We start from the raw sequence: 14,061 nt of genomic DNA, 5'->3' as shown, positions 1-14,061 counted from the left end.
AACATGAGGATGCGCAGGCGACAATGTCCTATTCGGCTGGCTGGCTGATGTGCTTCCTCCGCACCATCCAGGCGGAATGCCCTGCGATTGCCGCCACCAGGATGCCACCGCCGACGAGTGTCATCGTCGCCGGCGTTTCGGCAAAGATCAGCCAGACCCAGATCGGCGCGAGCACCGTTTCCAGGAGATAGAACATGCCGACTTCAGGCGCCGAGAGGTAACGCGGCCCCGTCGCCAGGCACCAGAAGGCGACCGGCATCATGATCGCGCCGTTGAAGAGGATCCAGCCTGGATGGGCGATGGCAAGCCCTGAGGGCAGCGCCTGCGCGAGGCCGAGCGCGGCCGGCAGGATGGCGGCCAGCAGTGGCACGAAGCCCATTTCCCGGCGCGAGGCACGCCCGATCGTGATGGCTGCGGCAAGTATCAGCGCGCTGAGAAGCGCCATGGCGTCGCCGAAAACATGGCCGCTCGCAAGCCCCTCATGCACGATCAGCCCGACGCCTAAGATCATGAACAGCATGGCGATCAACGTTGCGGGCTGTGGCTTCTCCTTGAGGAAAATCCAGGAAAGAAGCGCAGCGAACATCGGGTTGAAGGCGACGATGAAGACGACGTTGGCTGTGGCCGTGTTGAAGACGGACAGCACGAAGGTGAGGGACGAGATGCCGTAGAGCAGGCCGGCGATCAGGCCGGGCCGCCCGGGAACGAGGACCGGCCATTTGCCCGAGGCAAGGCGCATTGCTGCAAGGATGACGAGCGTGGCGACAACCGTTGCAGCGCTTCGCACTCCCAGGACCGACCAGATGTCGCCATCGCCGAGGCGGACGAGCGGGATATCCATAGAAAGCGCCAAGCCGCCGATCGCCGTCAGCAGCAGGCCCTTCCGGTGGTCGGAAAGAGCGGTGGGGAACATTTAGTCTGGGGTGCTTTCGCGCATCGTGGAGGGATCGAAACGCTCCCAGCCGCGCGGGGTCAGATGTTCCTGCGGCTGGAAGCGTGTCTTGTAATCCATTTTTCGCGACCCTTGAACCCAGTAGCCGAGGTAGACATGCGGAAGGCCGAGCGCTTTGGTGCGCCTGACATGGTCGAGAATCATGAAAGTGCCGAGCGACCGCCGCTCGACATCCGGATTGAAATAGGAATAGACCATCGAGAGCCCGTCGCTCATCGTGTCGGTCAGCGCAGCGGCAAGCAGCTCGCCCTTCGGCCGCTGCTCCAGTCCGGAGCCTTCCTCGCGCCGGCGATATTCGACGATTCGCGTGTTCACATGCGTATCTTCCACCATGATCGCATAATCGAGCACGGTCATGTCGGACATGCCGCCCTGCTGGTGGCGATAATCGAGATAACGCCGGAAGAGCGAATATTGCTCGCTGGAAGGCTGGGCGGCGAATTCGGTGGCGATGACGTCGGAATTGGCGGCAAGCACCCGCTTCATCGATTTCGTCGGTTCGAATTCCTGGGCGAGAATGCGTACGGAAACACAGGCGCGACAGGATTCGCAGGCCGGGCGGTAGGCGATATTCTGGGAACGGCGGAAACCGCCCTGGGTCAGGATGTCATTCATCTCGGCGGCGCGCGGGCCGACCAGATGAGTGAACACCTTGCGCTCCATCTCATGCGGCAGATACGGACAGGCAGCCGGAGCCGTCAGATAAAACTGCGGGGATGGCGTTGTCTGCGTATTCATCTGTCGCGGAAATTTCCTTGTCGAAACCGTGCCGTTTCTTGACAGCATGACCTAAGAATAGAAAACGTCAACAGCAGGGCGGGCTTCGCCTTCATTTCAGTCTTCTAATTTGAGATATGGGGCGCCGGCACGCCCCGGCAAAGAGAAAGCGGAGACTTTATTTCGTCTCCGCTTAAGGGTTCTGCCGTGTTCGCTGTCAGCCGCTCAGGCGGTACGCACCGTCACCGTGCCGACAAGCAGGTCGTGGATGAGACGGCTGCGCTCGGTAAACAGACCGGCAAGCAGGATGAGCGGCGTCAGCACCGAGTTGAGGATCCAGAACAGCGCCAGATGCACGATCGCCGTCAGGAAATCCATCGGCCGCCCATCGACACGCACGATGGCGATCCCCATGGCGCGCATGCCGAGAGAGGCCTGGCTCGACCCGCCCACCGTCAGGCCGAAGTAAACGCCGGCCACGATGACGAAGAGGGCAGGGTAAAGCAGAAAGCCGAGCCCGAGCGTCAGGATCGACAGGAAGAACAGCACGACCGCGGCTGGAATCCAGAGCAGCGCCACGATGACGTAGTCGAGGATGAAGGCGAAGACACGGCGGCTCAACACGCCGCTATAGGCGCGCCAGTCCTCCGGTGCGGCATAAAGCGGATTAGGGTTGTAGCTCATCTCAATCTCCTGCGGAAAAGCGATGCCGCTGATATGGTGTCAGCTTGCAGAAATACAATAATTCTCCCGGAATCACCGCTTGGCGAGGATTTTCGCCACCTCGACCGCGAAATAGGTGAGGATGCCGTCGCATCCCGCCCGCTTGAACGACAGCAGCGTTTCGAGCATCGCCCGTTCGCCATCGATCCAGCCGTTCATCGCCGCCGCCTTGATCTGCGAATATTCGCCGGAGACCTGGTAGGCGAAGGTCGGCAGGCCGAAGGCCTCCTTCATCCGCCAGCAGATGTCGAGATAGGGCAGGCCGGGCTTGACCATCAGCATGTCGGCGCCTTCCTCGACGTCGAGGGCCGCATCGCGGATCGCCTCGGTGCCGTTGGCGGGGTCGATATAATAGGTCTTCTTGTCGCCTTTCAGCAGCCCCCCGGTCGAGATCGCCTCGCGATAGGGACCGTAGAAGGCGGAAGCGAATTTCGTCGCATAGCTCATGATGCCGACGTTCTGGTGGCCGGCCGCATCGAGCGCCATGCGGATCGCGCCGATGCGCCCGTCCATCATCTCCGACGGCGCGATGATGTCGGCGCCGGCATCGGCCTGCATCACGGCGGCGCGCGCCACCTGGTCGACGGTCTCGTCATTGACGATCTCGCCGCCTCTCAAGATGCCGTCATGGCCGTGGCTGGTGAAGGGGTCGAGCGCGACGTCGGTGATGACGCCGATATTGGGCACCGCCTTCTTGATCGCCGCCGTTGCCTGATTGATCAGATTGTTGGCTTCGAGGCTGTTGGAACCTGTCTCGTCGCGCAGTTCCATCTCGATATTGGGGAAGGTGGCGATCGCTGGAATGCCGAGGCCGGCGGCTTCCCGTGCTGCCTCGACGGCTTTGTCGATGCTCATGCGGTTGACGCCGGGCATGGCCGGGATCGGATCGATAATGCCGGAACCCGGCACGACGAAGATCGGCCAGATCAGGTCGTCGACGGTCAGCCGGTTCTCCTGCACCAGCCGGCGCGTCCAGTCCGCCTTGCGGTTGCGCCGCATGCGGCGATGGCCGGTGATGTCGTCGACGAGATGCGTCCTGTCCTGCATGATATCTATCCCCAGCCCATTCCATTTATCGGTGCGCTCATTATCATGGCGCCCGGAAAATCCAAACCGGACGATTGGCCGCGGCGGAAAAACTGCTTGTAACGATACGCTCCCCAACCGATGTTTGCGCCATGGAAACCGATTCCCCGACGATACCGAAACGCACGCTGGCCGACATTCTCTTCATTCTCTTCCTGAGACTGGTCGCCGTCTCCTGCTTCTGGTTCGGCCTGCAATATTGGGCGATGCTCGTCGGTTATTCGCTGGTCGGCGCCGGCCGCTTCGATCTTTTGAGCCTGCCGTGGAAGGTGGCGAGCACCAGTCTCGCCGTGCTCTTTCCCGTCGCGTCCCTCGGCCTCTGGCTGACCGTCTCGTGGGGACCGGTCATCTGGGTGCTGGCCGCCGGCGGCCAGATCCTGATGTATGGCTTGCTGCCGGATATTTTCGGCCCCAACAAGCTGATCATCCTGCTGCATGTCATCGTCGCCGTCGTTTACTGGATTTTCCGCCTGCTGCTCTGGCTGGAAAAGCGCCGGCAGCGCCGTCAGGTAAGTGTTGATTTACCCTGAGACAACGTGGAGTTACCAGTAAGGCTCCGTTAAGCCTGCGGTTTAAGTCGAATTTTATATGTATTCGATAGGGTCTCACTCAAGGCGGGAAGAAAACACACCGCCAACCAAACAGTGAGGCAGTCAATATGAACACGAAAATCAAGCCGCAGGCGGTATCGAACTTCCGTGACCAGCAGGATCAGGGCATCCGTGATCTTTACATGGAATCCCTTCATCTTGTTGAACGTCTTCACCGTCGTCTTCTCGACGTCATCAAGGATGAGTTCGACCGTCAGGGCCGCAGCGACGTCAACGCCATCCAGGCGCTGCTCCTTTTCAACATCGGCAATTCCGAGCTGACCGCCGGCGAGCTGCGCTCGCGTGGCTACTATCTCGGCTCCAACGTTTCCTACAACGTCAAGAAGCTGGTCGATCTCGGCTTCATCAACCACCAGCGCTCGCGCATCGACCGCCGCTCGGTCCGCATCAGCCTGACCGAAACCGGCCAGGACATCGCCGAAACGGTCGCCAAGCTCTACGAACGCCACATCACCTCGATCGACAAGGTCGGCGGCATCGGCACCGACGAGTTCACCCAAATGAACAAGCTGCTCCAGCGCCTCGACCGTTTCTGGAACGATAGTATCATGTACCGTCTTTGAGACGATACCCTACTGTTGACGCTTCCATATTAGAATGCTCTAACTGGCGCGAAAGTGCCTAAAAGGGCACTAGGTGGCACTAAGTGGCGCTGGTTTGCGCGCCACTTGCGCGCCAGTAAATCCGACCTCCATTCGGCACCTTAAGCGCAAAGCGGCTTTCCCTCCGCGATGCGCTTTTTGCTATTTGCACGGCCATGCATCGTACAGCGCGGCCTGCACCAGACCCTCGGCGTCTTTCTGGCGGTTCTCGGGATGATCGGCGAGATACTTGCAAACGACATCTCGCGCTTGGCGCAAAATCATTCCGTCTGGATAGCAGATGAAGCCACCCATCCGATATTTCCGCGCGAACGTCACAACATCGCCGGATGGCGCTTGATCTAGCGTGCTTAGCACTGAGAGGTCATAAGCGCTTTTGTCTATGACGCCCGCGACGTAGCCTGATACTGCCTCACGATTTCCTTGGCACAACTCGTGAAGCTCGTTGCCGGTATAAAAGCCAGCCTGGGCAGTGCCTGCCATAGCGAAAAGCGAGACAGCGAGAATCGCGCGCATGAAAATCCCTCGTGAGTTGCGGGGGATGGTAGCCGAGCGGCGGCTGGAATCAACTGGCGGGCGTTTCCTCAATGGGGAGAGCGCGGATGCTATTTGCCATGAAGTGATAGGCTTGACGGATGATCGGGCGACTGTCTGGCTCTATAGCGTTCCATATAACGACAGAAACTGGAAAGCGGCCAATGCTGTGGCGGAAATGCTCCGTGGTATGGAATACCGCGTGGATATCTCATCTTCACGGCCTCTAAAATAAAAGCCCTCGGAAGAGGGCTAACCAATGAGGCTGGGAAGTCGGAAGAAGAGTTGTGTCTCGGCTTTGTTCATCCTCACGAGGAAGTTGATGGCTTGCCGTTGGTCGACGTTGGGCGTCTGGCTGTTTCGCTGCAGCACGACCTATACCAGCTCATCGTCAGCCTGCGGCGGGGGCGGGGACATGCCCCAGATAGTTCCGTCATTGTCGATGTAGCCATCGTAGAGCGGCGGGTGGTCGGTGCCGCTCACGTAAAGCTCGATGATCATGATGTTGCTCCAAAAAAAGCGGCCCCCTGCAATGCCGTTGGACAGGGGGTCGAGTTACCGACTACGCCTGCCTGAACAGTAAGCAAACGCGCACAAGCCCTTGGTGGCACATTTACTATGCGCTGACGGATACGATCCGGAAGTAAGCCTACTTCACGCGGCGCGGGTTCGCGGCGGCCGCTCCATAGGCTGCGGCAGTAGTCTTGACCGGCCATGCTTTCCTTTGCCGGAAGCGTCGTTAAAGGCCACTTTGGCCAGAACAGCAGACGAGGCGGCGGTGCTGGCGGAGCGGTTAGTGAGGGACTTACTGCCGCCCTCCATGGCTTCGTGGCTCGCGGCGCAGGAGGTCAAAGCTCGAATGGGTATGGAGCCGTTCCCACGGGTTCCCGAGCCGGAGAAGACGCCGGAAATGCGGGAAGCGGTTTCGACGGTCCTGAGATCCCTTTCTGAGATTCTGGAGCCATCGTCCGGGCGTCGCCCTGAACTGGCGGTCGAGATCGCAAAGCTCTTTGCGGCGTTCAACCTCTACACGGGCGACGCCGCTAAATCGGCCGCACAGGTCGAGGTATGGGGCGAGCAGCTGGGCGAGTTTCCGCTGTTTGCCATCCGGAAGGCTTTTCGGTGGGCCGTGCGAGGTGAGGGGAAGATACCGTCACTGGCATCCTTCATCTCGGACGTGAAGTTGGCGATGGGATTGAACGTTCAGGAACGGAAGCGTCTTCTACAGCAATGGTCAAAACAACAGCATGTTTGCTACTTGAGAAGGCCTTGCGAATGATTCCAGCGGAGTGAAAATGCCAAAGAAGAACCTCGATGTGCAGGACTTTCCCTACCAGAAATTCAGCCAACTGCTAGGTCTCTTGCAAGAGCAGGATGAGCGAGGACTGATATTATCTGTTGCCTCTTTTGCTGAGGAGAGCTTGCGTCGTCTCATATTGGCTTACATGCGCGACGTGAAATCAGCAAAAAAACTAATAGACGAGTTTGGTGCGCCGCTAGGCACGTTCTCATCTCGGATTGCGACAGCCTATGCTCTAGGGCTCATCAATGACACGCGGTTGCAGATCTTGAGCATATTCGGCAAATTCGTAATGAATTCGCGCATAATTGGTCAGGCGTGTCTTTTGAAACCGCCTCCATCAAGGGGCATATCGCCGCCCTTAGCGACGGTAGGGGTTATATCGATCGTGATGCCGAACCTAAGTTTGATAAGGTGCGCCGAACGATGTCTGACTTGATCGCACAGATGGAGATGCTTGCCGAACGTATCAAAGTGCTCGATCTGCGTCTCAAGCCAATAGGCGCTCATGCTTCGGAGTTGACTCGGCAGAACAAAATAGAACAAAGGCGCCATGAACAGGCGCAAAGGTGAACTTACCCCATCAGCCATCGACCGTGGATGGCCCTTCCAAATCATCCAGCCGCAAGAGCTATCGCTCGGGAAGCTCGGGACAGAACAGTCTGACTTTTGCGGGAAGCAGAAGCTGATGCGCTGCGCTCGCGGCCACTCAATCTTCCATGAGGACCGGCACTACAACGTCCATTGCTTCGCTACCAAGGCAGGGGCTTAAGTCTTCCTCGATCGGTACGGCGGGGAATGGTTCGACCCGAAAGAGCGGGGGAAGGGGCTGAACTGGAATCGCTGGAATAAAAGATCAAGCGGCGGGACGGCGAGCGAAACCTGAAAAGGCCCATACCAAGGCGGAGCCGACCGCAAGCACGAGCAGCGGAGGTAGCAATGCGGCCAAAACGACTGGTTTGGTGCGCAGAAATTTGTCACCGCCCTCTGCAGGTTCCCAGCCGAGTTCGTCGTAAAGCATTTTGCTGACCTTCCCGTGACTATTGCCATTGTAGAAGGGGAACAGCGCGCGAAATTTTCTCTCCGGATACCAACATGCGGAACCTGGATTGCGAACGGTATTCCATGGTTCCGGGGCCAGTCTTTGAGAATAATCCTTCCCCTCGGTTCCCCTTGCTTTACCGCAGGGCACCGGGAGATCTGCATAGATGTCGGGATCGCCGGACCACCACTCGTCGCGCTCAATCGAGTCCCAGCTGATGAAGACGAATACTGCAATCCAGATTATGCTTAAAACCAGCCAAAGCCGGAAAAGCCCGCGTTTGATATTCATATTTTCAACACCCCGAACAACGAAATCAAGCCACGTTCCATCCGAAATAATTGAAAACAACCCTCAGAATCCATCCCAAAGCATAGAACTCAATAGGGAAAAGCAGGGATTCGAACAACAGGGCACCATACCGATTGAAATTTTCGGTATGCGTCAAGTTCCACCACGCCAATCTGATTGCCATAATGCCGCAAACAAGCATCATCGCCAGAATAAGGGTTCTGAAGGTATATTCGTGGCTGTAGCCGATAAACATGAATAAGAAATAGGTGAGAGAAATGCTCTTAGGCTTGAGCCCTTTAGGCTCCTTCTTAAAAGCTTCTTTAATGACTTCTTCTCCAACCTCTACTACTTCGTGACTGTCCATAGCCGCCCCACCTCAACTTAGACGTTTTTATATTCATACCATGCGGGTAGAGGAATCCCTAGATCGCGTAAGCCCGTGGGAGGTTGGGGCGCAGCTCGGCCACAAAATGCCGGGCTACAACATCACCGAAATGTACGCATTAGCCTCGCCCGACTACCTCGAAAAGGCCGCTGAAGCGATTGAAAAGCTCCTGCGCACCGCTATCCCACTTGATGCTCCACTAATCGAACGGGGACGCTGACGCGCCAATTGCGCGCCAGTCGTTCAAATTTCTGCAATTGTCATAATTCTCAAGCGCTTCTGGAACGACTCGATCATGTATCGTCTCTAAGATCCCTGACCTCCTTCAGGGTTGCAGAAAATCGGACGTGTTCCCTGCACGTCCGATTTGCCGTTTGTGCCCCCGTGGCATCTTTGCAACGCAAGCCAGGCAAGCATAATCGCCTGTATTCAAGCCGTTTTTTAGCCGTTATTAACCCGCACGGTTTACCCCGTCATATGGTTCGTTGCGTCGTATTCCCGGCAGCCGGCAGTACTCAACCGGCCTGGCAACACGAATTGGCCATATTGGTGTGGCAGCGAAAGGCTTAACAACCGGCGCTTTCAATGGACCGATCAGGAATGTTCAGGCTTCCGCATCGCAATCTTGTGATGGGGCAAGCGGGATTTTTTGATGTGCCGGGACAAGGAATGGACAGGGATCTGCGTTAAAGCGCAGTGATTTCGCAAAGAGCCGCGGCTTCTCTTTACCGTGGCATTCAGTGGTTGGGACTATGTCGAAGAAAAACGGAAATGAAGCTCTCTCGCGCCGCGCCTTCCTTGCGTCCGCGGCAACGGTTGGCGCCAGTGCGATCGCCGCGCCGGCCTTCGCGCAATCGGCGCTCGATACGCTGATCAATGCGCCGCGCCGCGGCAACTGGGACGACCAGTTCGACGCCAAGGCGGCTTCGCGCACGGCAAGCGCCGTCGTTTCCAACACGCCGATCCTCGGCCCCCAATCGGTTGCGAGCGCCCAGCAGGCGGTCATGCAGTATCAGCAGATCGCGGCCGCCGGCGGCTGGCCCGAGGTCAACCCCGGTGACCAGCGCCTGCAGCTCGGCGTCAGCCATCCCGCAGTCCAGGCGCTGCGCCAGCGCCTGGCGATCACCGGCGACCTGCCGCGCGAGGCCGGCATGTCGAGCGCCTTCGATTCCTATGTCGACGGCGCAGTCAAGCGCTTCCAGGCCCGCCACGGCCTGCCGTCCGACGGCGTTCTCGGTGAATTCACGCTGAAGGCGATGAACATCCCCGCCGATGTCCGCCTGCAGCAGCTGAACACCAATATCATCCGCCTGCAGACTTTCCCCGAGGATCTCGGGCGCCGCCACGTGATGGTCAATATCCCGGCCGCCTATGTCGAAGCTGTCGAGGATGGCAGTGTCGCGACGCGCCACACCGCCGTTGTCGGCCGTCTCAGCCGCCCGACGCATCTCGTCAACTCGAAGATCTACGAGGTCATTCTCAATCCTTACTGGACCTCGCCGCGCTCGATCGTCGAGAAGGACATCATGCCGCTGATGCGCAAGGATCCGACCTATCTCGAAAAGAACGCGATCCGCCTGATCGACGGCAAGGGCAACGAAGTCGCTCCCGAGACCATCGACTGGAACGGCGAGGCGCCGAACCTGATGTTCCGCCAGGACCCCGGCAAAACCAACGCCATGGCCTCGACGAAGATCAACTTCTACAACAAGAACGGCGAGTACATGCACGACACGCCGCAGCAGGGCCTGTTCAACAAGCTGATGCGCTTCGAATCCTCCGGCTGCGTCCGCGTCCAGAACGTGCGCGACCTGTCGAACTGGCTCTTGCGCGAAACCCCGGGCTGGAGCCGCCAGCAGATGGAGCAGGTGATCGCAACCGGCGTCAACACGCCGATCAAGCTCGCCACGGAAGTTCCGGTCTATTTCGTCTACATCTCCGCCTGGGGCATGCCCGACGGCATCGTCCAGTTCCGCGACGACATCTATCAGATGGATGGCAATGCCGAGCTGGCGCTCGATACCACGGCCGGCATGGAACAGCCGGCCCAATAAGCGGCGACCTCTGCATCGTGATGTGAGAACCGCGCTTTCGGGCGCGGTTTTTTTATGCCGGGGAGGGTAGCCTCTATGGGTCGCCCAGCTATCCGCAGGTTGCGGCCGCAAAACAGCATGGAGCGCGCGGTTTGCTCAGCAAATGTCGTTCTTCGTATTGCCCTTGCCACAGCGGAAGGATAATACCTCACCGCATTCCAGTTGAGGAGCCCGCCCATGACCAATGCTTCCACCGAATCCTTCTTCAATCGCTCGCTTGCGGACGTCGATCCGGAGATTTTCGGCGCGATCGGAAAGGAACTCGGTCGCCAACGGCACGAGATCGAACTGATCGCTTCCGAGAACATCGTCTCCCGCGCCGTGCTGGAAGCCCAGGGCTCCATCATGACCAACAAATATGCCGAGGGTTATCCCGGCAAGCGCTATTACGGCGGCTGCCAGTTCGTCGATATCGCCGAGGAACTGGCGATCGAGCGCGCCAAGAAGCTGTTCGGCGTCAATTTCGCCAACGTCCAGCCGAATTCCGGTTCGCAGATGAACCAGGCCGTGTTCCTGGCGCTGCTGCAGCCCGGCGATACATTCATGGGTCTCGACCTGAATTCGGGCGGCCACCTCACGCATGGTTCGCCGGTCAACATGTCCGGCAAGTGGTTCAACGTCGTTTCCTACGGCGTGCGTGAAGGCGACAACCTTCTCGATATGGACGAAGTCGCCCGCAAGGCCGAAGAGCACAAGCCGAAGCTGATCATCGCCGGCGGCACCGCCTATTCCCGCATCTGGGACTGGAAGCGCTTCCGCGAAATCGCCGACAGCGTCGGCGCCTATCTGATGGTCGACATGGCCCACATCGCCGGCCTCGTCGCCGGTGGCCAGCATCCGTCGCCGTTCCCGCATTGCCATGTCGCGACGACCACGACCCACAAGTCGCTGCGCGGCCCGCGCGGCGGCGTCATCCTCACCAATGAAGAGGATCTGGCGAAGAAGTTCAATTCGGCCGTCTTCCCCGGCCTGCAGGGTGGCCCGCTGATGCACATCATCGCCGCCAAGGCCGTCGCCTTCGGCGAGGCGTTGCAGCCGGAGTTCAAGGAATACGCCGCCCAGGTCGTCAAGAACGCCCGGGCGCTGGCCGAAACGCTGATCGCAGGCGGCCTCGACGTCGTCTCCGGCGGCACCGACAACCACCTGATGCTGGTCGACCTGCGCAAGAAGAATGCCACCGGCAAGCGCGCCGAGGCAGCGCTTGGCCGCGCCTACGTCACCTGCAACAAGAACGGCATTCCCTTCGATCCGGAAAAGCCCTTCGTCACCTCGGGCGTGCGTCTCGGCGCGCCGGCCGGCACGACGCGCGGCTTCAAGGAAGCCGAATTCCGCGAAATCGGCAACCTCATCGTCGAGGTTCTCGACGGCCTGAAGGTCGCCAATTCCGATGAAGGCAACGCTGCCGTCGAAGCCGCCGTGCGCGGCAAGGTGGTCAACCTCACCGACCGCTTCCCAATGTATGACTACATGGGATAAGGAGTAGCGATGCGCTGCCCCTATTGCGGTTCGGAAGATACTCAGGTCAAGGATTCGCGTCCGGCGGAGGATAACACCTCCATCCGCCGGCGGCGTATCTGTCCGGATTGCGGCGGTCGCTTCACCACCTTCGAGCGTGTGCAGCTGCGCGAGCTGATGGTCACCAAGAAGACCGGCCGCAAGGTGCCCTTCGACCGCGACAAGCTGGTGCGTTCCTTCGAAGTGGCACTGCGCAAGCGCCCGGTCGAGCGTGACCGCATCGAGCGCGCCGTTTCCGGCATCGTCCGCCGGCTGGAGAGTTCCGGCGAGACCGAAATTTCCTCCGAGCAGATCGGCCTGCAGGTGCTCGAAGCCATGAAGAGCCTCGATGATGTCGGCTTCGTGCGTTATGCCTCCGTCTATCGGGATTTCTCGCTTGCCGAGGATTTCGAGAAGGTCATTTCCGAAATCAACGCCAAGATCGCCCGCGACCCGCTGGACGGATGAACCATGAGCATTACGCCGGATGACGAGCGTTTCATGGCGGCGGCGATCCGCCTGTCGCGCCGGCATCTCGGCCGCACTACCACCAACCCCTCCGTCGGCTGCGTGATCGTCAGGGACGGCGTCGTCGTCGGCCAGGCGGTCACTGCCGTCGGCGGCCGCCCGCATGCCGAGCCGCAGGCGCTCGCCGAGGCGGGTGCGGCTGCCCGCGGCGCCACCGCCTATGTGACCCTCGAACCCTGCTCGCATCACGGCAAGACGCCGCCCTGCGCCGAGGCGCTGATCGCCTATGGCGTCGCCCGCGTCGTCATCAGCGTCACCGATCCCGATCCGCGCGTCTCCGGCCGCGGCATTTCGATGCTGCGCCACGCCGGCATCGAGGTGGACGCCGGCGTGCTGGAGGCGGAGGGCCGGCATTCGCTCGCCGCCTATCTCACCCGCCAGACGAAGAACCGTCCCTATGTGACTCTCAAGCTTGCCGTTTCCGCCGATGGCATGATTGGCCGCGAAGGGGAGGGCCAGGTGGCGATCACAGGCCCGGAGGCCCGCGCCGAGGTGCAGGCGCTACGCGCCGAAACCGATGCGATCCTCGTCGGCATCGGCACCGCGATATCGGATGATCCGCTGCTGACGGTCCGGATCCCAGGTCTTGAAGCGCAGTCGCCTGTTCGGATCGTCCTCGATCCCTCTCTTGCGTTGCCGTTGACGAGCAAGCTGGTTCAGACGGCTCGGCAGGTGCCGGTAATCGTGGTGGCGAGTGAGGAAGCGTCATTATCACAGGCGGAGGGGAGTGCTCCGCCCACCGACCCTACCGACATAGACTCCCGCCGTACCGCACTCGAAGCCGCCGGTGTCGAGGTTGTCTATTGCAATCCCTATCATCCGGAAATCCTGCTGCCGGCGCTTGCAACACGCGGCATTTCCTCGCTTCTGGTCGAGGGCGGCGCAAAGACGGCGCGGCTTTTTCTCGATGCCGGCCTCGTCGATCGTATCCAGCTTTACCAGGCGCCCGTGGTCATCGGTGAGGGCGGTATTGAATCCCCGTTGCGGGCAACCGACATACCATCCGGTTTCGCCCATCGGGGCACGTCTCTATTCGGCGTTGATCGCCTGGACGAATATGAAAGAGAGAATTGATGTTCACCGGAATTGTCACGGATATCGGTACAATCGAAAGTGTTTCAGCGTTGAAGGAAGGCATCAAGCTCCGCGTCGCGACCGCTTATGATCCCTCGACCATCGATATGGGCGCCTCCATTTCCCATTCCGGCATCTGCCTCACCGTCACCGGCCTGCCTGATGAAGGCAGCAACGGCCGATGGTTCGAGGTCGAGGCTTGGGAAGAGGCGCTGCGGCTGACGACGATCGGCACCTGGCAGCAGGGCAGCCGCATCAATCTCGAGCGGTCGCTGAAGATCGGCGACGAACTCGGCGGTCACATCGTTTCCGGCCATGTCGACGGCAAGGCGGAAATCCTCTCGGTGACATCGGAGGGCGACGCCACACGTTACCGCCTTCGCGCCCCCGAACATCTGGCCAAATTCGTCGCTCCCAAGGGCTCGATTGCGCTCGACGGCACCTCGCTGACGGTCAATGCGGTCGACGGCACGGATTTCGACGTCCTGCTCATCCGCCACACGCTCGAAGTCACCACCTGGGGCGACCGCAAGGCCGGCGATTTCGTCAATTTCGAAGTCGACACCATGGCGCGCTACGCCGCCCGGCTGGCTGAATTCCCGAGCGCATAACCCCGAAAATCGATA

At 59.8% G+C, this 14,061-nt stretch carries 19 protein-coding genes; 11 read left to right on the top strand and 8 right to left on the bottom strand.

From position 1 onward, the window contains the following. Positions 1–28 precede the first annotated feature (28 nt). The 4 genes from CO666_RS05825 to hemB form a co-directional block, all read right to left on the bottom strand. Positions 29–913 carry a DMT family transporter gene (locus tag CO666_RS05825; protein ID WP_097611154.1) on the bottom strand — a complete coding sequence of 295 codons (885 nt, stop codon included), beginning with the start codon at positions 911–913 and terminating at the stop codon, positions 29–31. After that, the gene (locus tag CO666_RS05820; protein ID WP_097611153.1) at positions 914–1,690 is read right to left on the bottom strand and encodes an arginyltransferase; all 777 of its coding nucleotides are present in this window, start codon (positions 1,688–1,690) and stop codon (positions 914–916) included. 204 nt (positions 1,691–1,894) lie between these two features. Then, positions 1,895–2,353, bottom strand: coding sequence for an RDD family protein (locus tag CO666_RS05815; protein WP_097611152.1), 459 nt, complete (start codon positions 2,351–2,353; stop codon positions 1,895–1,897). A gap of 72 nt (positions 2,354–2,425) precedes the next feature. Beyond that, on the bottom strand, positions 2,426–3,439 hold the full coding sequence (hemB, locus tag CO666_RS05810) for a porphobilinogen synthase (protein ID WP_097611151.1): 1,014 nt from the start codon (positions 3,437–3,439) through the stop codon (positions 2,426–2,428). 131 nt (positions 3,440–3,570) lie between these two features. Between hemB and CO666_RS05805 the strand changes: the two genes are divergently transcribed. Further along, the gene (locus CO666_RS05805; protein WP_097611404.1) at positions 3,571–4,008 is read left to right on the top strand and encodes a DUF6163 family protein; all 438 of its coding nucleotides are present in this window, start codon (positions 3,571–3,573) and stop codon (positions 4,006–4,008) included. Positions 4,009–4,136: 128 nt separating this feature from the next. Beyond that, a complete protein-coding gene (gene ldtR, locus CO666_RS05800; protein ID WP_003574072.1) occupies positions 4,137–4,652 on the top strand; it encodes a transcriptional regulator LdtR in 516 nt (171 codons plus the stop codon). Positions 4,653–4,832: 180 nt separating this feature from the next. Here ldtR and CO666_RS05795 read toward each other — a convergent pair whose 3' ends face one another. Further along, positions 4,833–5,207, bottom strand: a complete 375-nt coding sequence (locus CO666_RS05795) for a Rap1a/Tai family immunity protein (RefSeq protein WP_097611150.1) — start codon at positions 5,205–5,207, stop codon at positions 4,833–4,835. Between CO666_RS05795 and CO666_RS05790 the strand changes: the two genes are divergently transcribed. Next, positions 5,206–5,460 (top strand): hypothetical protein, encoded by a 255-nt coding sequence (locus tag CO666_RS05790; protein ID WP_097611149.1) that lies wholly within the window; start codon positions 5,206–5,208, stop codon positions 5,458–5,460. The two genes, CO666_RS05795 and CO666_RS05790, sit on opposite strands and share 2 nt — an antisense overlap. A gap of 140 nt (positions 5,461–5,600) precedes the next feature. On the opposite strand, the gene CO666_RS34850 is transcribed toward CO666_RS05790, so the two are convergent. Continuing rightward, complete coding sequence (locus tag CO666_RS34850) at positions 5,601–5,726, bottom strand: hypothetical protein (RefSeq protein WP_280951777.1); 126 nt, start codon at positions 5,724–5,726, stop codon at positions 5,601–5,603. A 250-nt stretch (positions 5,727–5,976) separates the two neighbouring features. On the opposite strand from CO666_RS34850, the gene CO666_RS05785 reads away from it, so the two are divergent. After that, positions 5,977–6,504: a hypothetical protein gene (locus tag CO666_RS05785; RefSeq protein ID WP_245436745.1), complete on the top strand. Its 528-nt coding sequence runs from the start codon at positions 5,977–5,979 to the stop codon at positions 6,502–6,504. Positions 6,505–6,843: 339 nt separating this feature from the next. Beyond that, entirely contained in the window at positions 6,844–7,098 is a 255-nt protein-coding gene (locus tag CO666_RS34050; protein ID WP_179869618.1) for a hypothetical protein, read from the top strand. 283 nt (positions 7,099–7,381) lie between these two features. Here CO666_RS34050 and CO666_RS05770 read toward each other — a convergent pair whose 3' ends face one another. Further along, positions 7,382–7,918, bottom strand: a complete 537-nt coding sequence (locus CO666_RS05770; protein ID WP_143540248.1) for a hypothetical protein — start codon at positions 7,916–7,918, stop codon at positions 7,382–7,384. Next, complete coding sequence (locus CO666_RS05765; RefSeq protein WP_097611146.1) at positions 7,884–8,225, bottom strand: hypothetical protein; 342 nt, start codon at positions 8,223–8,225, stop codon at positions 7,884–7,886. The genes CO666_RS05770 and CO666_RS05765 overlap by 35 nt, the downstream gene beginning before the upstream one ends. A gap of 106 nt (positions 8,226–8,331) precedes the next feature. On the opposite strand from CO666_RS05765, the gene CO666_RS34845 reads away from it, so the two are divergent. The 6 genes from CO666_RS34845 to CO666_RS05740 all read left to right on the top strand — a co-directional run bounded on the left by CO666_RS34845 (position 8,332) and on the right by CO666_RS05740 (position 14,046). Next, entirely contained in the window at positions 8,332–8,466 is a 135-nt protein-coding gene (locus CO666_RS34845; protein WP_280951776.1) for a hypothetical protein, read from the top strand. A gap of 532 nt (positions 8,467–8,998) precedes the next feature. Beyond that, the gene (locus CO666_RS05760) at positions 8,999–10,300 is read left to right on the top strand and encodes a L,D-transpeptidase family protein (protein ID WP_097611145.1); all 1,302 of its coding nucleotides are present in this window, start codon (positions 8,999–9,001) and stop codon (positions 10,298–10,300) included. Positions 10,301–10,516: 216 nt separating this feature from the next. Continuing rightward, the gene (glyA, locus tag CO666_RS05755; protein ID WP_097611144.1) at positions 10,517–11,815 is read left to right on the top strand and encodes a serine hydroxymethyltransferase; all 1,299 of its coding nucleotides are present in this window, start codon (positions 10,517–10,519) and stop codon (positions 11,813–11,815) included. Positions 11,816–11,824: 9 nt separating this feature from the next. Beyond that, positions 11,825–12,301: a transcriptional regulator NrdR gene (gene nrdR / locus CO666_RS05750; RefSeq protein ID WP_085736815.1), complete on the top strand. Its 477-nt coding sequence runs from the start codon at positions 11,825–11,827 to the stop codon at positions 12,299–12,301. 3 nt (positions 12,302–12,304) lie between these two features. Next, positions 12,305–13,435, top strand: a complete 1,131-nt coding sequence (gene ribD / locus CO666_RS05745; protein WP_097611143.1) for a bifunctional diaminohydroxyphosphoribosylaminopyrimidine deaminase/5-amino-6-(5-phosphoribosylamino)uracil reductase RibD — start codon at positions 12,305–12,307, stop codon at positions 13,433–13,435. Then, complete coding sequence (locus CO666_RS05740) at positions 13,435–14,046, top strand: riboflavin synthase (protein WP_085736817.1); 612 nt, start codon at positions 13,435–13,437, stop codon at positions 14,044–14,046. The genes ribD and CO666_RS05740 overlap by 1 nt, the downstream gene beginning before the upstream one ends. The last annotated feature ends 15 nt before the right edge of the window (positions 14,047–14,061 follow it).

Source organism: Rhizobium chutanense, from assembly GCF_002531935.1.
In the GTDB taxonomy this organism is placed as follows: domain Bacteria; phylum Pseudomonadota; class Alphaproteobacteria; order Rhizobiales; family Rhizobiaceae; genus Rhizobium; species Rhizobium chutanense.
Note: the sequence above shows the minus strand (reverse complement) of the source record. Positions and strands in the feature narration are given on the sequence as shown.